This is a genomic window from Streptomyces chattanoogensis (assembly GCF_001294335.1).
GTDB classification, from domain to species: Bacteria; Actinomycetota; Actinomycetes; order Streptomycetales; family Streptomycetaceae; genus Streptomyces; species Streptomyces chattanoogensis.
The window spans coordinates 1-21090 of sequence record NZ_LGKG01000187.1 but is presented as its reverse complement, the minus strand read 5'-3'; the positions used below and the strand labels follow the sequence as shown (position 1 = coordinate 21090).

Genomic DNA, 21090 nt, shown 5'->3' with positions numbered 1-21090 from the left:
CTCCCATGCGGCGCGACCATGATGTGGCGACGTTCGACGAGGGACTCAGTCAAGGGAGGTAGTCGAGACGATCGCCAAGACCTGTGCTTGCCTTGTCACCCGCCCACCACCGCGCTCTGCGGACTGGTCGGTAGCAGAAGCGTGCCTGGGCCTGGTCGGTCGGGCTGCCTGAGCAGGCGCGCACGTAGGCGTTGAGGACGGCAGGCGAGGGACCGCGGCCCCGGCCGGGGCACGCTGGGGCAGCCGCGCGGCCCGGCGCAGGGTGACTAGGTACTCAGCGCGGTGGGGAAAGGGGCGCTCTCCGGCGCCGCCGGCGGGGGAGCCGTCCGGGCCGGTGCGCGGAAGGCCCAGTGAGGCGCTGTGCCAGCAGGTCCACCCGCCTCTGCCCAGCTAGTACTCGCCCCTGGCCCTTCGCAGTTCTGCAGCGGCCTGCTTCAGCTGCATGATCAAGCCTTCCGCCTGCATCAGCTGGTCGGCCCCGGCACGTATGGCCATCGCGATGTCCGCCGAACCTCGCAGCCCTTCGGTCGCAGACTGCAGGAGATGAACACTGTCCTGTAGATGCCGCAGATCTCGCGCTGCGTTCAAGAGCAGCGGGGCGGTGTCCTGCAGATGTCCCAGTCCATCGGATGCGTCACGCAGCCACGACGCCACATCGGGGTCGATCCCGAACCCGTGTACTCGCGGATCGCGAAGCTCCTCAACCAATACGCGCAACGTGGCCGCCGCCTCGGGAGCGATCACTGCCAGCTCGGCCAGCGCCTCACGCGTCTCGTCGTGGAAAGCGGAGAACGACTCCGACACCAGCTCTCGCAGCCGGTCCTCTGTCACCCCCCCCAAGCTCCAGTAGTGGAGCCGTTCCCTCACCCTCCCGCTGCGTCTTCCACTCCTCAAGCATCTCGACCGTGTACTTCTCGCTGTCCTGGCCGTCGACCCGGACGTGGTGGACCTTGCACAACAGCAGCAGGTTCGTGAAGGCGTTCTTTTCATCGAGAGACAGCTCCGGGGCGAACCGCTTGCCTCCGGAGCTGACCGCCCGGATGTGCGCGATCTCCAGATTGAGGATGTGTTCCCCATCAACGAACTTAGTGACGGGCTCCTCACACCCAGGCCAGTAGCAGAAGCCACGGCACAGTGACATCAATGCCGCGTGAGTTCCCGATGTGTACTTACGAGCCTCGCCCACGAACGCTCCCCTCCCACCTCACGGCGACAGACCGTGCGGCACAGTTGATCTACTCCAGCTGCAATGCTTCTCAGCGCGACGGACATCAAGGGGCCTTCGACGCGGAGCGCGCTTCTCCTGCGTCTCGCTGGTACTGAGCGGAGTCAGCTCAGGTCGCGTGGTTGCCAGCCCGGCGGTAGTTTCGGCAGGCCGATCAGGGAGTCGATACCAAGGTGTTCGAGCAGCAGCGCTTTCAAGTGCCGGCCGTCGATGAGTTCGAGGCGGTTGCGTGGGGCGAAGTCCAGACTGGTCTTGCCGAACCACGCGGTGGTGACCACGATGCCCTTTGAGGCGCCCGTGTCGTTGACCAGCCCCGCGACCGCGCGAACGGTGTCCGCAGGCACCACGTTCTTCGTGCGTTTGGCCTGGATGATGCACTGGGTGCTCAGGAGTGGCTGCTCGATCACGGCCACGGCGTCGATGCCGTCGTCGCGGGAAGCCTGAGTGACCCACGATTTCAGCCCTGCCTTTTCGAACAGCCGCCGGATCAAGTGCTCGAACTCCGTCGGATCCATCGCGAGCAGATCGGGTCGGCTGTCGAGGCCCGCGACGACATCTCGTCCGGGCGCGAGCTTGTACCTGCTCAAGTCGAAGGTGACGACGGGCGGTACGGGCTCCAGGTCGTAGGGATGCTGCGAGACGACGGCATTGAGATAGCGCAGACTCCTCACCGGATCGAGCTCGGGCTCGTCCAGGACGAGCTCACCGAAAGCCTCCCGGCTCACCCGAAGACCGATCAGGCACGGTTCGATCGGTTTCCCGGTTGCGCGGTCCTTGGCACGGACGATCCCGTTGAACGCGACAGCATCCACCAGCGCTGGCGGCGTCACCGCGAACGCCTCGTCGATCACCCGCAGAGCCAGACGTGCGACCAAGTCCCGGTACAGCGACCTGCACTCCGACTCCTTCCGCGGCTGCGGCACCACAGCCGGGGGAGCAGAAGCCTTGAACCGGTACCCCAGGACCGACGGCACCACCGTCTGGGCCGGCAACTCGATCTCGAGCATCAACTCCCGCGACTCAGGAGCGAACCCCGCCCGCCGGGCGCCGCCCAGCCCCACTGGATACTCGATGCCCGCGAGCGCACTCTCCACTCCCAGCGCGAACGCCTCAACGTCTCCATCCCCAAGCGCCCGCTCGACCCGCAGATGGTCATCGTGCAAACCTCCAGGACGCTCACGAAGCACCGCCCCCAGCTGTTCGACCCGCGCCACAACCTCAGCCGTGCGCACTTCGGCCTCCTGCCTCAGGCTCTCAGCGCACTCCTGCTTGGCACGCCGCTCCGCAGCCTCAGCCTCCCGCTTCTCAGCACGCCGCTTCTGCTCAACCTCCCGCGCACGCGCAGCCTCGCGCTTCTCCAGGTCACGCACGATCTGCTCGGCCCGGCGAGACTCGGAACTTTGCCGGGCCTGCTTCTCTTTCTGCGAACGGGCCCACGCCTGCGCCTTCTCCCGCTCCTGGCGGGCGTTCTCCTTGGCCCGCTCGGCGGCCGCGCGCTCCGCAGCTCTCGCCCGGCGAGGCCGCTCTTCCTCCGCACGCTTGACTGCTGCTGCCTTCGCCTTCTGGTTGTCCCGGTACGCCTGTACCAGCTGTGTTGCCAGAGACTTCCTACGTGCCATCCGCTGCCCCCCAAGTCAAAGCCTCAGGATTTCCCCGAGTAGAGGACCAGCAATCGCGAAGAGCAGCCAGTGACCCGGCATGCACGGAACTTGACTGATTCCCGCCTGCCGAAGCCCCTGCCGTCGTGGCAAGTTGACGTACTTGCGTCTGTTGCCTTGCTCCCTGCCCCGCGCAGGAAGAGACACCCTGGCGCGCGGCGTGCCGCACGAGCTGATCTGCTGGACCGCCCAGCGCGGCGAGCGGATCGCTGCCTGCCGCTAGGAGCTGGAGCACGAGTACGTCGCCGCCGTCGACAACGGCAAGCCGCGGTTCTTGCCCGTGGTCTCCGAGCGGGCTCGCGCCAAGCTGAACCAGATTCCGGCGAAGAAGACGCGCCCGCCGAAGCCAGCCGCTCGTGCAGCTGCGCGAGGAGGGGAGAAGAGCGCGATCCTCACCTCCAAGGTGGCGGCCGACGTTATCAACTCACAGCAGGGCCTGCCGAGGCCTGTTGCCTGCGGCCGCGCCAATCCGTCAGCCCATGCCGGCGTACCAAGAGCCGTCCGACCTTCCCAGCTCGCGTGCGGTGACTTGAGGGCTCGGCACCCGCCGCCTGCGAACGCGCCGCCTGTCAGCGATGGTTGAAGGCGTCTGACGCATGGCGCAGATGCCGCCGATCGCAGAGTCGCGACCACGCACTGGTATCCGTCGCCGACTGGCCCGATACGACTCTCTTCTCGCTCTGCTTGTCTTTTCCCTGAACGTCGACCGCAGGCCTGCAGGGCACTTTAAGCGATGAGCCATCTCACATAACTCGAACGATTTATCGAATTCCTGAGAGATCTTTTATGCCGCTACTGAGTCCGCTCCCTTCAGATCTTAAGATGGCTGAATTAAATGAGGAGCCTCCGGAGTGCGAGGGGTGCGTTTTCGCTCGTCCTCATACGACGTCAGCACGATCCACGCTCTTGCTGAATCCATAGTTCATGCAGGTCAGTGACATTTTCTCGGCCCGTATGGCCTTGCGGTGGTCTGTAGCGGCTCTCGGCGTTCGCCTCTGAGCGGCGGGCGATGTATTCCAGACACGCATAGTTAAGGGGTTCCGCTCGAATTCACGGTTTCCCAGGTGTGCTGTCAGTGGCGGCATCTACCTTCCGAATCGAGGCATGGGGCGCACGGCCCTCGGCATCGTGGATGGGGGAGTGGTGGCATCAGAACAGCCGGAGCCTGCCGTAGGAGACGGCGTGGCCGATGCACGTCAGGTCGTGGGGTATTTGGTGAGGCCGGAAGCCGGCGACTACATCGCGATCATGGATGTGCTGGATGGGTCGGTAACCGACCGGACGGTTGCCGAGATCGCGGCAGCGCTGTCCGACACCGGGCACCGTATGGAACTGCGGCTGGTCGAGACACGCCTGGACGCTCTCAAGAGCATGGGAGCGGTCTCGGTGCGCTCGGACACCAGCCATGCGCGTCGCTACTCCGAGATCCTTGCCCGGAACTGGCGCTACACCGCCAGCCCTGCGGGTCGGCATGTCCAGCGCTTCTACCGGCAAGTCCTGGCCGGTACAGCAACCGTGCGGGAAATCCCGATCGTGTCATTGGGCCGCATCGTGTCCCACCTCGAGCAGCTCGCCACGAGCCTCGGCGCAGGCGAGCTCGCTGCCCACCGCGTGGACGCCACAACCCTCGACTCAGCAAATGCCGTGTTCACCAGCCACGACGACCTCGACGCCGCTCTGGTCGGTGCAGAGGACGCGCTGATGAACCTTGCGGACCGCTTCGACCTGGACGAGGACCGCACCAACGACCTCAAGGGCCTGCTCGTCGACTACGCCACCCGCGTGGCAACCGAGCTCGACTCCGGCTCGGCACGGGCTGCTGCGGCACTGGCAGTACTGCGACCATGGTTCGCCACCCTGGCACAGGCAGCCATCGATGCCTCCCAGGCCCGGGACCTCATCGCAGCCGGTGCGCTCAGCGCCTCCCGCGGCGGCCGCACCGAGGACTGGGATGGGCTGTGTGCCTGGTTCGACGCGCGCACCGGACGGGCCGCCCGATTCTCGCTGCGCCTGGTACGGGCACTGCCGAGCATGCACGCCAACCTGCGCCGGCTGCACTCGTCATCAGGGACTGCCTCCACCCGCACCCGAGCCCTGGCGCTGGCTCGAGCGGTGCTGACACCAAAGATCGGTGTACAGATCTTCCAGGCCGCGCTGGGCGACCACCCCTGGCGCAAACTCTATGGCCAGGCCGAGGTAGACGACACCGGCCGCAACCCATCCTGGCGGGGCGGGCCGCAGGTTCCGGTGCCCACACTGCTGCGCACCGCCGGCCGGTCCGGCCCCCGAGGCAGAGGCACCGCACCACGCGACGACTCCGCCGCCAAGACGCAGGTGGCCCGGGACCGGGCACATCGCCAAGCCGAACACAAACGTGCGGTCGCGGCGGTTCTGAGCTCAATTCCCGGACAGTGCCTGGACGAGGCCGATGCCCGGGTCGCACTCTCCGCTCTCATGGCGGCCGCGCGAGCCACGGCGAGCGGCCCGCGCCGGACCGGCACCAGCGAGGGGCTTGCCTGCACCCTCGTGCACACCGGAACCGGGACCGGCACCCTGAACGCCCCCACCTGGCGGGTACTCCTGCCCAACCGCATCCCCCTGTTTCACCTGCCCGGCAGCCGTCCCTCCGCCGCAGCTCTTAGCGCCCTTGCAGGCACCCACACGAAGGACGACATCTCAGCCCGCACCACGCTGCGCATCGCCCCGCAACTGGGCCACGAGACCGGCGACGACGAGACACCCACCGCCACCCTGGAAGAAGGCGCAGCATGAACGAAGAGAACGACGAGCAGACACACAGGACAGATCCACAACCCCCTCGTCACCCGCCGCGACGGCGCCGCGCATGGCGTCCCGAGGCAGACGCCGAGACAGCAGCCCTGCTGCGCCACCTGGCCACCCACCCGTGGCTGGTCGGCGGCCGGGACGACGAACTCATCGCTGCCGTGCGCCGCAACGAGCACGCCCTGCGCTCCGCCGTAGCCCGGCTGGGATGGGTGCTGGTCATCGAACGCGACCTGGTGCGTCTACGGAAAAGTCCTCCGCCACGCCCCCAAGCGTGGGCCACCCAAGGGCCAAGCCCGGCTGCCTGTTCCTGGTTCTTCTTGCTGCTGGCAGCCGCCGAGTCGATGCCGCCACGCACCGCGATCGGACATCTGGTAACCCAGGCCCGCGCCGCAGCCGCAGAAGCCGGACTGCCCACCCACCATGACATCGCCGAACGCCGCGCCATCCTGGCCGCACTGCACATGCTCGACGAACGCGGCATCGTCGAACGCCTCGACGGTGACCTGGAGGGATATCTGCACGACGAACAGGCACCCGTACTACTTGCCATCCACCACACCCGGCTGGCCTACGTCGTCGCCAACCCCGGCACCCTCGATCCGGCCACCGACCCTCACGCCTGGCTTCAGCAGGCACAGCGTGAACCGGACGCCGCCCGCCGGATGCGCCGCGCCCTCGTGGACGACACCTGCGTGCACACCGCGCTGCTGGACGAAACCGAGGCACAATGGCTGAGCCAGCGCGTACGCGGCGACGACGGCGGCCCCCTGGCCGACGCCTTCGGACTCGTCCTGGAACGCCGCGCGGAAGGCGCAGCGTTCATCGTGCCGGATGAGGCATACCGGCACATGAACGAGCTCGGCCCGATGCCTTTCCCCGCGCCGGGCACCATCGCGCACGCCGCGCTACTTCTGCTCGACCACGCCGCCCTTAACGGCACCACCGGCAACGGACCCGGACCGGGCTGGCGCGGCATGAGCGAGGACCAGGTGGTGGCGGCGCTGACGGCATGCGCCGACAACAGCGCCTCCGGAAAAGGCGGCTGGGGAGCCGAATACGCCAAAGACCCTCTGCTGCTGGCCAGGAAGGTACGCGACTTGCTGACCGGTACCAACCTTGCCCGTCTCACCCCCACCGACTCACCCACCGGCGGAGAGGAAACCACAACGATGTGGTGGTTCGCTCCAACCGCCGGCCGTTGGGCCCAAGCGGGCATCGCGGTTCCCAAAGCCGTCCGCCCCCGTCCCAGATCATCCCGCGTGACCCCCGCGCACCAGTGCCCGCCTACCCCCCTTCAGCAAGGGCTGTTCAGCGACATCGAGGCCAAAGAAGCCATGGAGGAACCCACACCGTGAACGACATCCTCGACCTGGACTTCTCCCTGCCGCAGTCTCCCCCACCCTCCGGCGACCCCCGCCGGTTCGGCGCCCGCTGGCGTCTGGTCGGCGCCGGACTGTCGAACGTGTGGCGCTACGGCGACCTGGATCTGCCCGCGGCATCGGGGCGGCTGCTGCTGCGCGGGCCCAACGGGACGGGCAAGACCACCGCACTGGAGGCCCTGTGGCCCTACCTGCTCGACCTGAACGCCGCCAAGCTCGCCGCCGGCAAAGCACGGCCCACCACGCTGAAGCTCCTGATGAGCCAAGGCGCCCCTGCCAAGGGCCGCCGTTACGGATACCTGTGGCTGACCTTCGCTGCTCCGACCGGCGAACCGGCAGCAGGCACAGAGCAGGAGACGGCAACAGACGAGGACCGCGTGAGTTTCGGTGTCCGGCTCCAGTACTCACCCAGCTCCATCCCTGCCGTGCGTGTCATCCCGTTCACCGTGCCCGGCCGCCCGCTGAAAGAACTGGCGCTGCGTGCCCCCAACGGCGGCGCCCTGGAACATGAAGAATTCTCCGACCGAGTCGAAGCCGTCGGCGGCCAGGTCTTCACCGAACCCGACGACTACATCGAGCACTTGGCCCACCGCATCTGGTCCACCACCCCCGGCGAACTGCGTCTTTTGGCCTCCCGACTGCGGGAAGTACGCAATCCGACCCTGCTGGGCGACGTTTCCCCCGCTGCAGCCGCCGATGCGCTGCGCCAGTCCCTGCCGGGCGTGGCCGGCGACGTCCTCACCGCCACCGCAGAGGCCCTCGCCGAATCGGACACCACCCGTGAGGCCTTCGAACGCGACGAGCACGCCGCCACACTCCTGGCAGAGTTCGCCCGAGTATGGACCGGGCACGTCATCGATGTCACCCGGACCGCCCACACAGCCGCACGCAAGGCCAACGACGAAGCCGCCACACGCAGCCGCCACGTCCAGCAAACCACCGGCCGCCTCAACACCGCGAAGTCCGCGGCTGAACAGGCCAGGACCAACCTCCAACGGCTCAGTGATGCCCACCACGCCGCCCAGGCTGCCGCGCGCGCCATCGAGACCAGCGAAGCCTACCGATCCCACGACCGCGTCATGGACCTGCACAAGCGGCTCAGGGCCGAACAAAAGGCGGCAGCCAGCAGCTACGACAGGCTCCAAGCCGCCGCCGAGCAGGCCCACCTGCAAACCACAGTCGGCCAGGAAGCCCTCAACGAGGTCATCGCCGACCTCACCGACCTGACCACCGAAGCAGAGAGCGCCGGCGCTCAGCCAGCGACGTTGCAGACCTTGCTCGCCCACCACCCCCGCGCCCGCATCACCCGCCCTGTCGCCGACCACGTCATCGACCCCGGCCCCGGCCTCACCCTCACCCACGACCGCGCCGGCCTCGACCAACTCGCCACCACCTGGGCTGGCACCGCCCAAGAACACAGCGCCGCAGCTGACAGGGCCGCACTCATCCTGCGCGACCACGAGCCCGTTGCAGCAGCAGACACCGCAACCAAAACCGCACACCATGCGGCAGCCACAGCCGAGAGCGCTTACGACGAAGCCAGCCAGACCAACGACCGCGCCACCGCGGCAGCCCGCTCGGCTGCCCAGCAGGTGCTCACCGACATTGCCCGATGGGCACAGGAAAATCCCCATCTACGCGGCCTGCACGACAACCCGGAACTAGCCTGGGACGAGCAGCCAGTATGGGACACCGAGGATATCGATGCCCTCACCGCAGCCGAACCTGCAGCAGTCCGCGACCAGCTCAACGCATGGGGCGACCAAGCGATGCGCATCAGTGAAACCCTTGCAGCCGTTCACGAAAACGCGGCCAAGCAGCACCTCGCCACCGCAGCCGACCTCGAAAACACCGCTGCACAGCACCGCAGCGAGGCCCGCCACCTGCGCGCCGGGCAGCTCCTACCACTACCCCGCCCCCACTGGGCCGGACCGGGCGCAGACGACACCGCGCTCGGCGCCATGCTCGAATGGCATCCCACACCCGATGCCACCGACAAACACAAGGCACTCCTAGAGCTGGCACTGGCCAACTCCGGAATCCTCAGCGCCCACCTGCACCCAGGCGGAGCCACCACCCACGCCTGGCACATCAGCCCCACGGGAACCGTCCGAGAGCAGAACCTGACCACCGTCTTGGACATTGCTCCCGGCCATCCGCACGCAGCCCTCGCCCGGGCCGTCCTGGAACGCATCGCACTGGCCGACACAGCCACTGGCCACCACGACCCGGCAGCGCTCGTCATCGGACGCGACGGCACCTTCACCGCCGGACCTCTCACAGCAGATCCAGTAACCGCACTGAACGCAGCCGACAGCAAGCTCCCAGACGCTTCACACATCGGCGCCCGAACCCGCCTGGCCCAGGCACGCGCCAAAGCCGACGAGCTGGACGCAGCCGCCCAGGAACTCGAAACCAGCGCCGCTGCCGAGCGCCGCACCGCTGCCGAGCGCCGCAAGCAACGCAACACCACCCGGAACCAAGCACAGGCTTTCCCACCCAGGCACGAGCTGACGGCCGCCGAGGCCGAGCGCGCCCGCACCGCGCAGGAAACTCACCAACGCCAGAACACCGCACGGACGATGCGACAGCACGCCGACGACGCCGCAGCCGAGCACACCCGCTTGCGCACCGACTGGGCCGCCCGCGCCCGAAGCCTGGGCATGCCCGCCGAGCCTGCAGCCCTGACCAGCCTGATCGCGGACGGCCGAAAGCACGCCGGCACTCTCACCAGGTGCACAACTCAGCTCTCCGCACGGCTGCTGCCCAGGCTCCAGCGCATCCTGCAGACACTGCCCGACGAAACCGCCCTCACCGAGTGCCTGGCCGACCTCCATCACGTCGCCCAGAGCACACACACCACAGCCCTCGAAACACAGGCAGAACTCACCGAAGCCCAGTCCCACGGCGACGCAGAGGACGCAGCACGCCGCTTCGAGGAAGCCACCGATCGAGCCAAGGACCTCTACCGGCACCTCGAATCCGCCCGGACGCAGCTTGTCGCGGTCGAGAAGCAGCTCAGCACCTGCGAAAGCAACCTTGAAGCCGCCCAGCAGCGCTTCAATGAAGCGCGCCCCCTGCAGACGGAGACACGGTCACACCTGACCGCCCTGCTCACCTGGCCACCCCTCGCCCAAGCCCTCGGCGCCAGCCCCGACCTCTTTCCAGGCGGCGCTGACGGCCCGGAACTCCTCGACACGGTCGAGGACCTGCTCGGCCGCCGCCCCACCGCCTCCAAGAAGACCCTCGGCGAACGCTACGACACCGTCCGCGCCGAACTCGCCCAAACCTGGACCATCGCCCGCGACGACTCACCCGCCGGACTCGAGCAGCTCGAAACCTTCATCCTCACCCACGCCGAAACCCACCACGACCCCCTCAGCGCCGCCACCCGCGCACAGACCCTCGCCGACCGAGCCAAAGCCGCACTCGATGCCGCGGAAGCAGCAGCATTGCGCGACTTCGTCATCGGCCGCCTCCCCGCTGCCATCGGAACCGCCTGGACAGCCCTGACGGACTGGAAGAAGACGGTCAACCGCAAAATGCGCGCAGCCCAGGCATCCTCCGGAGTCGGCGTCCAAGTCCACATCGGCCTGCGCGATGACCTTGACGCCGCAACCCGCACCGTCTACGAGCTGTCCTGCAAGGTCGGCGACGCCGTGCGCACCGAGACACAGAAAGAACAGGTCGGACAGGCACTGCAGTCCCTGCTGGCGGCGGCCGACGGCTCCACCATGACAGAACGCCTGACCGCAGCAGTCGACATCCGCAACTGGGTCGATGTCCACTACCTCGTGGAACGACCCGGACCCGACGGCAAACCCGTCACCGGCCAATGGGGCCCGCGCACCGGTCTGTCCGGCGGCGAACGGCGCCTGGTCGTCCTGGCACCCATGCTCGCAGCCATCGCCGCCAACTACGACCGGTTCCCCGCAGCCGGGCTGCGCCTGGTCCCGCTCGACGAAGTCCCCGCCGAGGTCGATGAACGCGGACGCGAAGGACTGGCCCGCTACCTCGCCGAACTCGACCTGGACGTCCTGTGCACCTCCTACCTCTGGGACGGCGCACCCGGCGCATGGGACGGCATCGACGCCCACGACCTCGAAGCCGGAGCCGACGGCACCGTCGTGGCCTTCCCCATGCTGATCCGCTCAGGCCAGGACTTGCCTGAGCGCACCGATCCCGAACTCCACACCGGGAGGCAGGCGTGAACTGCTCGCTGTGCGGCGGAGCATGCGCAGACGCCGACCTAGCCCCACTGCTCAACCCTGATCTCACCTGGCTTTGGCAAGCCCTGGCGGCAGCAGCCGACCGACGTGGGGACGAGGCCCTCACCGCAGGACCTGCGATCACCGTAACGGTGCCAACCTCGCCGGCCCAGCGCGCCGCAGCAGCTGGCCTCATCGGTGGACGGCCGCTGGAACCCGGCCAGCGTCGCCGCGTCAACCTGAAGGACCTGACCGCTGCGCTGACCACGCGTGGGCCCTCACTCCCCCCTGGAGCCGTCGCGGCCCACGCCTGCAACCGTCGGCTGGCAGCCAAGGCCCGCAGCCGCGCTGAGCATACGGCCGCTTCCCACCGGGTCCGTGCACTGCTCGAGAGCTCCACAGTTGGCCTGCCCGACCATGTGCGTGAACTCATCGGGCCAGCCACCGTCTTCAGCCGACTGCAGAGCCTTGGCTGGATAACCCGCCTGCTCAACACCCCAGATCCCGATGCGCTGCTTGGCCAGGCGCTGCAGGTGGTCGCCCGCCTGCCCCCACCCGGCCAGCGCATCGACCGCCGCATTCTCGTACCGGGCAATCCGCACGCCCTCGACGCAGGTACGCTGCCCGCACTCGTTCTCGCCCTGACCGGATCCTTCGCCACGACGGGCCGTACAAGCTGGGCCCGCCTCGGAGTGGACTGCGACGACTTGCTCGGCGGACTCATCATCACCGGAATCACGCCCCTTGGGTGGCGGATTCCGCCCGGCGCGACCTTCACCCTACCGCCAAGAGAACTGGCCAAAATCTCATGGGAGCCTCCCAAAACCAAGGGCGAGTGGGCCTTCGTCACGGAAAACCCCTCCGTGCTTGCCGCGGCGAGCAACCACGCACTGGCCCACGACACGGCCTGGACACCACATGTGATCTGCACGGCTGGCACACCCTCACAACTGGAATGCCAAGCGGTTGGCGCGTTGTCGCATGCTGGCTGGCGGATCGCCGTCCGTGCCGACTTCGACCAGGCCGGATTGGCGCACATGCGCGCCCTCCTCGCTGCCGCACCAGCAGCCGTTCCATGGAGGATGAGTGCAGCCGACTACCTTGCGGCCGCCCCCAAGGGCACTGACACACTGCACCTCAAGAAATCGGACGCTCCCTGGGATCCAAATCTGGTACGCGTGATGCTCAAACAGTCTGTCCCCGTGTACGAGGAAGACCTCCTGCCCGGGCTGCTTGATGACATCACGGACGGCGGTCCAGGAGAGGCCGAGGGGGACAGATCGAGCGTTGCCCGCGCCGCACCCTAGGCTTCCGCTTATGACTGTGGTCGAAGGTCTCCGGCCCGGCGGCTCGGAGAGGCGGCCGTTGTTCCCGGATCAGGTTCAGGCGGTGCAGCAGGCGGCCAAGCAGCTGCGCCGTCCTGGGTCGCGTGGGCTGTATGTGTCGGCGACAGGGACGGGCAAGACGCTGGTGTCCATCCGGGTCGCGGATGAGCTCGATGCCAAGCTGGTGCTGTTCGTGGTGCCCACCTTGGATCTGGCCGCGCAGACGGCGCTGGCGTGGCGCAGGGACGGCCACGGCGAGCACATGGTGATCGCCTCCTCGATGGACGCTGCCGGCCGGGAGGATCTGGCCGCGGCGCGGGTCGGCTCGACCAGCAACGCCCCCGCGCTCGCGGCGCTGCTGTCTGTGGTGGGGGAGAGGGCTGATCAGGTCCCCGCGGTGACGGTGATCTGCACCTACGACTCCCTCGACAAGATCGAACAGACACAGAACACGAAGTACACGGTGCCGCCGTTCGACCTCGCGATCATGGACGAGGCGCACCGGATCGCCGGCCGGGCGGACAAGAAGTGGGCCATCGCCAACGACGCACACCGGATCCACGCCGACCGCCGCCTCTACATGACCGCAACCCCGAGGACCTTCGGCTCGCCGGAACTGGCGGAGTCCGCCGACACCACCCGCCCGCGCCGCCGACGCCGCACCCGCCCCGAGCCGGACCTCGACACCTCCGCCAACTCCATGGACAACGAGGCCGTCTACGGCAAGAAGATCTTCGAATACCCTCTCGCGACCGCGGTGGCCGACGGCCGCGCGGCGGACTACCGCATCGTGGTGCCCACCCTCACCGACGCCGACCTGCGCGCACGCCTGAACCTGCCGGCCCCCGGCACCACCACCGACGACGAAAACCACGCCGAGACCCACGGGGCGCTGCGGACCACCGCACTGCACCTCGCCGTCCTCAAAGCCATGACCGAGCACGAGCTGCGCCGGGTACTGGTCTACTTCACCCTCGTCTCCGACGCCCGCCGCTTCGCCCGCGAACTGCCTCACACCCTGCGCCTGCTGCGCCGCACCGCACCCGAACTGTGCCCGGACATCACCCCGCAGCTGTTCTTCGCCCACGGCGAGCACACCCCCGCCGAACGCCAAGACATCTTCAACGACTTCGCCGCGGCCTCCTGCGCGATCCTGGCCAACTCGAGGCTGATCGCCGAAGGCGTCGACATTATCTAGAGGTGGGGGATTGTGAGGGACGTTTGTTCCGGCTGTCACCTGCGGGGATGGTCGTGGGCTAACCGCTATACAGCTGCTACTGGGTGACAGTTACGTTCGGCACGTGGAGCACTCCTTTATCGCGGAACGGTCTCTCTCCAGCAACGGGCTTGGAACGGTGGGTGGTTGCCGATGCACTCACCTATGCCTTGCATCACGAGGCCACTGCTTATTTGGCTTCGCTGCGCAGCAAGGACCGCTCACCGAACACCGAGCGGGTCTACGCCGGCCGTCTGGCGCTGTATCTGAACTACTGCGCCGCCCGCCCCATGGAGTGGGCCACACCGGGATTCCTCGGACTGTCGGGCCTGCAGCAGTGGCTGATCAACGAGCCGCTCCCGCTGCGCAGCCGACGAACCGGCGGCGCACGGCCCCGGAATCGCTCCAAAGGAACCGCGAACGCCGTGATGACGGTGGTCAGCGACTTCCTGCGCTTCGGCGCCGCCCATGGCTGGGTCTCCCCTTCCACGGTGGCGCTGCTGTCCGAGCCGAAGACCCTGTTCTGCCTGCCGCCGGGCTACGACCCCGGGGAAGACGGGCGGTTGCGTACGGTGGACACCGCCTCGTTCCGGTTCGCGTTCACCGACCCCGGCTACCAGGACCTCAGCCCCGAGCAGATCGCCAGGATGCTCGCTCTGGCAGGCTCGGCCCGCGACCGGTTCCTGATCGCTCTGCTGGCCTGTACCGGCCTGCGGATCGGCGAAGCGCTGGGGCTGCACCGCAGCGACCTGCACCTGCTGGCTTCCTCCCGCGCTCTCGGGTGCGGTACCGAAGGGCCTCACCTGCACGTCCGCCACCGCACCGACAACCCCAACCGCGCACTGGCCAAGTCCCGCTCTCCACGGATCGTGCCGGTCACCGCCGACCTGACCAGCCTGTACACCGACTACCAGTACGAGCGCCACACCGCCGGCGCGGATGGCGGCGACATGGTCTTCGTCAACCTCTTCCGCCCGCCGGTGGGCCGGCCGATGTCCTACCCCAATACCAAGGGCATGTTCGACCGCCTGGCCCGGGAAGCCGACCACCCCTTCCGCCCCCACATGCTGCGCCACTCCGCCGCGACCACGTGGCTGCGCAGCGGAGTGGACCGGGACGTCGTCCAGCGCCTCCTGGGACACCTCTCGCCCCTGTCGATGGAGCGCTACCGGCACGTGTGTGACACCGAGACACGCCAGGCCGTCGAGCGCGTCGCGACGCTGCGGGACCTGAGGTGAGCGCCGCCGGGCAGCCGACACCGCTGCGCTTCCCGGCCGCGCCCACCTGGGAGACGTCCGGCTGGAAGGCATGGCTGGCCGATCGCATCGACCCCGACTGGCGGCCGGGGGAGTGGGACGCGCGCCACTGGCTGTTCACCGGTGACCTGGACAGCCCACGTACCTCGTCCTCGACCTGCCGGACCCGGCGATGTGACCAGGTGGTCATCTCCGGCAACGTCTTCTGCACCCTGTGCGCGGAGCACCTACGAGCGGACAGCCAGGACCCCGACACCTTCGCCATGACCTTCACACCTGCCCGCGAACGCAGCGCCCGCGGCATGGTGACCGCCCAGTGCTCCATCATCCGCGGCGACGTGCGGTGCATCCGCCCCCGCCACTGCAACGACATGTGCGCCACCCACTACAACGCCTGGAAGTACCACGCAGCCAAAGGAACCGAGCAAGCATGGCTGCGCGACCGTGCCCAGCCCTTCACCGAAACAATCCCCTGCCTGGTCCCCACCTGCCCAAGCCCCGCCTACAACTCCCGTGGACTATGCAACTACCACGCCCGCCAATGGAGCCAGGACAATCGCACGAAACGCACTGACGTCCACCAGTGGGCCCCTCAGCAGCCCCCCTACCTGGACACACACCAGTTCAGCCTGCTCGCCCTGAACGACCTGCTGCGCCATGAGACCCTCTACGCCCTGCAGCAGACGGACCAGTGGACCCGCACTCTGGAACCCCACCGCATTCGCAGCCTGGTACGCGACCTCACGAGCGCCACCACACTCCTGACCGAAGACACCGGCCCGGCACGCCTGACCAGCCCTCACGCCGGCGCAGTCAGAACCCTCAAGCGGCTGCGGACAGCCGTCCACGGCGCCTTCGAAGAGTTCTCCGGCCGCCCCTTCGCCGACCCGGACGTCCTTGACCTGCGCGCCATCGGCCTGCGCACGACGAACGGATCCCGGCCCCGCCGCATGCCCGGCACCACGGACCTGCGCACCATCCGCCAGCCCTGGCTCCGCGAGCTGATGCGCCACTGGGCCACCAGCAGTTCCCCGCGCACCGACACCTTCTCCAACACGATGCGCGCCGTGGTCATCGCCTCCCGAACGCTGGCCCAGCGACCGGGGGAAGGTCTCGACCCGGCAGCGCTGCACTTCACCGATGCCTCCGCTGTCGTCGATGCCTTCCGCACTGCGCTCCGACGCGACGGAACCGCCTACCGCTCCTCCCAGCGGCGCACGCTCGCCGGCTGTTTCTTCCAGCTGATCGACTACGGCCGCCGCTCCGGACATCTCGACACCCTCGCGCGAGCGTTCACCCGCGACCCCGTCGAGCACCGCATCCGCCTGGAAGAAACAGACGAGGACAACATCGGCAAAGCCATCCCCGAATCGGTCATCCGTCAGCTCGACGCCCACCTGCACACCCTCGGCCTCGGAGACGTCCAAGGCCGCCGCGATGTCCCCACCGCCGACCTGCAACTGCTCTACCAGACCATCTACATCCTGCTCAGAGACACCGGCCGCCGCCCTCTGGAGATCGCCTCCCTGCCCCGCGACTGCCTGGAGACCGACCGCGGGCAGACCTCACTGATCTGGAACAACCACAAACGGCGCCGCCACCGCAGACACCTGCCCATCACCGAATCCACCGCCCAGGCCATCCGCACCTGGCAAGCCCGCCGCAGCCACCTCCAGCTCCCCGCCGACGGCGACGCCTACCTCTTTCCCGCCCTGAGCGCCTACAGCAGCGCCCCACACCTGGGCGCCAACTACATCAGCGAGACCCTGCGCCTGTGGGTCAACTCCCTGCCCGCCCTGCGCACCGAAGGCGTCGACACGGACGGCACCGCTCTTCCTTTCGACCGGACCCTGATCTACCCCTACGCCTTCCGCCACTCCTACGCCCAGCGCCACGCCGACGCAGGAACCCCCGTGGACGTGCTGCGCGAGCTGATGGACCACCACTCCATCGCCATGACCCAGCGCTACTACCAGGTCTCCCTCAAACGCAAACGCGCCGCCGTCACCTCCTTGAGCACCCAGGTCGTCGACCGCCTCGGACACTCCGCCCCCAGTTCCCCCAGCAGCTACGAGCTGCGCTCCGTGGCAGTCCCCTACGGCGGCTGCACCGAACCCAGCAACGTCAAAGCCGGGGGAGACGCCTGCCCGCTCCGCTTCCAGTGCGCCGGCTGCGGCTACTACCGCCCCGACCCCTCCTACCTCCCCGCTATCGAGCAGCACATCAACGAACTGCGTGCCGATCGGGAGACCGCCCGGGCCATGGGCGCGGCCGACTTCATCATCACCACCCTCACCGCCCAGATCACCGCCTACGAACAGGTCGTCCACCGCATGAAAAACCGCCTGGCAGCCCTACCCGCAGGCGAGCGCGAAGAGATCGAACACGCCAGCACCATCCTGCGCAAAGCCAGAGCAGCCAGCGGCCACACCCTGCTTCCACTCACCGTCGTCGACCGCACTCAGGAACCACCGTCATGAACCGACAGGGCAACTCCGCTGTCATCGCCCGGGCCCGCCGCCGTGACAGCCTCGACAAACGCCAGCGTGTCCTTGAAGCCCTCGCCGCCCTCGAACGAGACGGCCACAAGATCAGCCACGCCGCCGTCGCCCGCACCGCAGGTGTCTCCACCTGGCTCACCTACACCGAGGGCATCCGGGAACACATCCACGCCGCCCGCAACCGCCAGACCCACACCCCCGCCACCCCACCCCTACCAGGATCCGCTCCCAACCCAGCAAGCCTGCGCGCCGAACTAGACCTCGCCCGCGAAGAGATCAAAGACCTCCGCCAGGAACGCGACCGCCTGAGCAACGCGCTCCGCCACCAGCTCGGCCAGCAACTCGACGCCCTCCACGCCCCCGACCTCACCTTGCGGATCGACAAACTCACCCGCGACAACCACCAGCTCGCCGACCAACTCCAACAGGCCACCGAAGAAAACACCGCCCTGCGCGACCGCCTCACCGGGCTCGAAGACGACCTCGCAGCGGCTCGCACCAGCCTGCGCCGCATGATCCGCACCGAGAACACCACCGCCCAGTGACAGCCGCCCCCGCGGCGCCCAGCTCAAGCCCAGTCCAGGCCCAGCTCAGCCAGCACCTGCCGCCTGTCCTCGGTGAGCTTCGCGCGCCTCGACTTCGTGTTCGACAGGAACACGCCGAGTTTGACCTCAGTGCCGTCATCGAGCCGCTCGACGTGGGCCCTGGAGACGGTCAGAGAGCCGGTGCGGGCCTTGTACTGGGCGAGGGCCGCCACGCCCCGCTCGAAGGCGCTCACGGGCGTTCTGGACGGCTTCGCTGCCTCCTTCATCTCCGGAGCGTGCGGGACGATACCGACGGCCCTCAAGCGCTCGCGCTGCCCGTCAGACAGGGCCGCCCACACCTCGGGCTTGCGCTGCCGGGCCAGCCATTTACCGATGTCCATCCCGTGCACGGTGACGCCCGGTTCGACGTACGCGAGGATGGTCTCCTCCGCGAGCATCTCCCGCACCACCGCGTAGTGCCGTTGCCACTCGGCCGGCCACGACGGGTTCCAGTCCTCGTCGATCTCCTTCAACGCGGCTTCCCACTCCGCCTTGCCGGCCAGCGCACCCGGGCGGCGCAGGTTGGACAGCCATTGCCCGATCGGCTTGTCCAGCATGGTCGCGGTGCGGGGCGCGCACAGTGTCCAGTGCTGGTCGTAGTACGCCTTCGCGGCCTGAAGGTTCTCCTGGAACCGCTCATCGGCCACCGACCACACCATGCCGAGCCGCTCCAGCCGCTGCGCGCGCTGCCCGCTCATCTCCCCGGCCCCGTAGGCACGCCGCTGCTCCGCCACCCACTGCCCAAGGGGTGTCGCACCCTCCCGGTGCCCGTACGGCACCCTCGCGCTCCCGACCCGCTCGACGTACGCCTTCAGCTTCGCCCAGCCGCGCGCCCAGTCCTGCCGCTCGGTGTCGATCACGTTGAAGCTCACCCAGTCCGCGACCATCGCCGGGTCACGCGGAGCGGCAAAACGCAGTAGTAGACGGGATTCGTCCTCGCCTTCCTCGGGCGGCGGACCGATATGGGTGGACGGCTGCGCGACGTCCTTCTGCGGCTCCTGCGGAATCGCCAGCAGCTCGATGGCCTCTTCATCGTGAGCACGCAGAGCTTCAAGGACCTTCACCAAAGGCCGGTACGATCCCGAGGTGAACATGTCTTCCGGCTTCTCACCGGGCTGAAGGAACACCGGCACGATCAAAGAGGCAAGTTTTCCCTCTCCCGGCTTTTGACGGAGAGCCCGGCCGATGGCCTGAACGATGTCATGCGGTGCGCCCTTGGGGTCCAAAAGAGCGACACTATCCACCGCTCTGATATCGACGCCTTCCCCCAAAACGCGACAGTTCGAAAGCACCGCCCGCCGCGCCGTCGTACCGAAGCCGCCCAGCACTTCCCGCCGGCGCTCCGGGACGTGCTCACCGCACAGCCAGTCCACCCAGATCTTCGCCGGGTACTTCTCGGGCTCGTTGGCGTGCAGCTTCGCCGCAACGCGCTCAAGGCCCTCCGCGTACGCCTGCGCCTCTATCGTCCGGTGGTGGAAGGTGATGCACGTGCTGAGGTTGTGCTGCGCCATGGTGTGCAGGAGCGCGGCCTGGAGGGCTCCGAGGCGCTGCCCGCGGACCTCCTCGGTGTGCCGTTCCTCGCCCATCAGCCGCTCGGGCGTGACGACCGGGTCCTTCAGCTCCAGGACGATGATCTGGTACCGCGCAAGCAACCCGCGCGAGACGGCTGACGCGAGCGAGAGCTTGTAGAGGACGGGCCCGAAGACCTTCTCGTCGTCCATGGAGGCCGCCATCTCGCGCGGCAGCGGGTCGCGCACCCCTTCGGCGACCTCACGGTTGAGGCGCTCCTCCCAGATCCGCGGTGTCGCCGTCAGGTACAGCCGGCGGCGCGAGGGGATGACGCCCTGGTTGTGGACGTCGGCCCACGCCTTACCCATCGAGCCCGAAGTTCGGTGGGCCTCATCGACCACCGTGAGGTCCATCGGCGCCAGCTGCTGCCCGTAGGCGCCCTCGAACGCCTCCGCCAGGACACTGAGGCTGGCGTACGTCCCGAAGATGGTGACGGGCCCCTGGCCGTGCCACAGAGCCAGCTGCACAGGGTTCGTGGTGGAGCGCACCTTGAGGTTCCACAGCTCCGGGTCGTCCTGGAGCGAGCACACCGCAACCGCCGGCCCCGTATGCCCGGCCGCATGCCACGCCTGCACCGTCTGGGTCAGAAGGTCCAGCGTCGGCACCAGCACGAGAATGCGGCCCTTGGGGACAAGCCGCTTCGCCGACGCCGCCGCAATGATGGTCTTTCCCGTCCCACACGCGGCGTGCACCTGACCGCGCAGGCCATCGACGGGAATACCGCCCGGCGGAATATCGAGACCGCGCACAATGGCGGCAACTGCCTCGATCTGATGGTCACGCAGTTTCACGGCCATGCCCCGTGTTCTCCTCTTCGCGGAATGCGGCACGTAATCAGAAAGGGAATCCGGCGCGAGGTGCACGGCGCTGAGGATGTGGTGTCTGACCCCAGACTCTACACAGCGCCGACCCGTGATGCATCACCGCGTGCCAACTTCACCCTCAGGGGTTACGCATGACTCAATCTCACCCATGGACGCCCCTTGTCCTGTATGCTGGCAGGGCGTTGGTGAACGTGTCGAGGCGGTTTCGTGGGTGGGGGAGAGGTTCGGGTGGAGTGCAGCGGAGCCCGTCACTGCAGTGGGGCCGGCGCCCGATCGGGCCGACGGGCCGTCACCTCCGTTGCTGGGGTGGAGGCTGGGAATCCCAAGCACTACACAGGCCCGCACGTGATGCACCGCCCCTCACAGCCAGCCAACAAGTCCCCGCTTGCGGGGACTTCACAATTCGCGCGAAGCGTGAATTGACACGTCTTTAGAATTCCGCTTGCGGAATTCAATTCCCCCGCTTGCGGGGGAATTTGGCGGAGCGTCAGCGGAGCCAAGGCTGGAGCGCAGCGGAAGCCTTCACTCTGCGGCGGCTTGCCGCCGCAGTTCCCGCTC

General features: G+C 68.0%; 12 protein-coding genes. 8 read left to right on the top strand and 4 right to left on the bottom strand.

Annotation, left to right across the window (positions count from 1 at the left end):
* Window positions 1-390 precede the first annotated feature (390 nt).
* The 3 genes from ADL29_RS35790 to ADL29_RS45790 form a co-directional block, all read right to left on the bottom strand.
* Window positions 391-831 carry a hypothetical protein gene (locus tag ADL29_RS35790; protein WP_157878661.1) on the bottom strand — a complete coding sequence of 147 codons (441 nt, stop codon included), beginning with the start codon at window positions 829-831 and terminating at the stop codon, window positions 391-393.
* Window positions 764-1186 carry a hypothetical protein gene (locus tag ADL29_RS43860; RefSeq protein WP_157878660.1) on the bottom strand — a complete coding sequence of 141 codons (423 nt, stop codon included), beginning with the start codon at window positions 1184-1186 and terminating at the stop codon, window positions 764-766. The genes ADL29_RS35790 and ADL29_RS43860 overlap by 68 nt, the downstream gene beginning before the upstream one ends.
* Before the next feature lie 143 nt (window positions 1187-1329).
* Entirely contained in the window at window positions 1330-2844 is a 1515-nt protein-coding gene (locus tag ADL29_RS45790; protein WP_245689779.1) for a restriction endonuclease, read from the bottom strand.
* 1221 nt (window positions 2845-4065) lie between these two features.
* Between ADL29_RS45790 and ADL29_RS35775 the strand changes: the two genes are divergently transcribed.
* From ADL29_RS35775 to ADL29_RS35740, 8 genes are all read left to right on the top strand, one after another.
* The gene (locus ADL29_RS35775; protein WP_053927682.1) at window positions 4066-5655 is read left to right on the top strand and encodes a DUF2397 family protein; all 1590 of its coding nucleotides are present in this window, start codon (window positions 4066-4068) and stop codon (window positions 5653-5655) included.
* Window positions 5652-7025 (top strand): DUF2398 family protein, encoded by a 1374-nt coding sequence (locus ADL29_RS35770; protein ID WP_245689778.1) that lies wholly within the window; start codon window positions 5652-5654, stop codon window positions 7023-7025. The genes ADL29_RS35775 and ADL29_RS35770 overlap by 4 nt, the downstream gene beginning before the upstream one ends.
* A complete protein-coding gene (locus tag ADL29_RS35765; protein WP_053927681.1) occupies window positions 7022-11260 on the top strand; it encodes an SbcC/MukB-like Walker B domain-containing protein in 4239 nt (1412 codons plus the stop codon). Before ADL29_RS35770 ends, ADL29_RS35765 begins: the two co-directional genes overlap by 4 nt.
* A complete protein-coding gene (locus ADL29_RS42110) occupies window positions 11257-12564 on the top strand; it encodes a DUF2399 domain-containing protein (protein WP_078971541.1) in 1308 nt (435 codons plus the stop codon). The genes ADL29_RS35765 and ADL29_RS42110 overlap by 4 nt, the downstream gene beginning before the upstream one ends.
* Window positions 12565-12574: 10 nt before the next feature.
* A complete protein-coding gene (locus tag ADL29_RS35755; RefSeq protein ID WP_245689777.1) occupies window positions 12575-13780 on the top strand; it encodes a DEAD/DEAH box helicase family protein in 1206 nt (401 codons plus the stop codon).
* Between the two features lie 161 nt (window positions 13781-13941).
* Entirely contained in the window at window positions 13942-15036 is a 1095-nt protein-coding gene (locus ADL29_RS35750; RefSeq protein WP_211274454.1) for a tyrosine-type recombinase/integrase, read from the top strand.
* On the top strand, window positions 15033-17534 hold the full coding sequence (locus ADL29_RS35745; RefSeq protein WP_063788600.1) for a tyrosine-type recombinase/integrase: 2502 nt from the start codon (window positions 15033-15035) through the stop codon (window positions 17532-17534). The genes ADL29_RS35750 and ADL29_RS35745 overlap by 4 nt, the downstream gene beginning before the upstream one ends.
* Window positions 17531-18100: a coiled-coil domain-containing protein gene (locus ADL29_RS35740; RefSeq protein ID WP_211274453.1), complete on the top strand. Its 570-nt coding sequence runs from the start codon at window positions 17531-17533 to the stop codon at window positions 18098-18100. Before ADL29_RS35745 ends, ADL29_RS35740 begins: the two co-directional genes overlap by 4 nt.
* A gap of 23 nt (window positions 18101-18123) precedes the next feature.
* On the opposite strand, the gene ADL29_RS35735 is transcribed toward ADL29_RS35740, so the two are convergent.
* Window positions 18124-20505 carry a DEAD/DEAH box helicase gene (locus tag ADL29_RS35735; protein ID WP_053927678.1) on the bottom strand — a complete coding sequence of 794 codons (2382 nt, stop codon included), beginning with the start codon at window positions 20503-20505 and terminating at the stop codon, window positions 18124-18126.
* Between the last annotated feature and the right edge of the window lie 585 nt (window positions 20506-21090).

Coding starts and splice junctions, on each gene's coding strand:
- ADL29_RS45790 (WP_245689779.1), bottom strand. CDS start 2,844: ATGGCACGTAGGAAGTCTCTGGCAACACAGCTGGTACAGGCGTACCGG.
- ADL29_RS35770 (WP_245689778.1), top strand. CDS start 5,652: ATGAACGAAGAGAACGACGAGCAGACACACAGGACAGATCCACAACCC.
- ADL29_RS35755 (WP_245689777.1), top strand. CDS start 12,575: ATGACTGTGGTCGAAGGTCTCCGGCCCGGCGGCTCGGAGAGGCGGCCG.
- ADL29_RS35740 (WP_211274453.1), top strand. CDS start 17,531: ATGAACCGACAGGGCAACTCCGCTGTCATCGCCCGGGCCCGCCGCCGT.
- ADL29_RS35735 (WP_053927678.1), bottom strand. CDS start 20,505: ATGGCCGTGAAACTGCGTGACCATCAGATCGAGGCAGTTGCCGCCATT.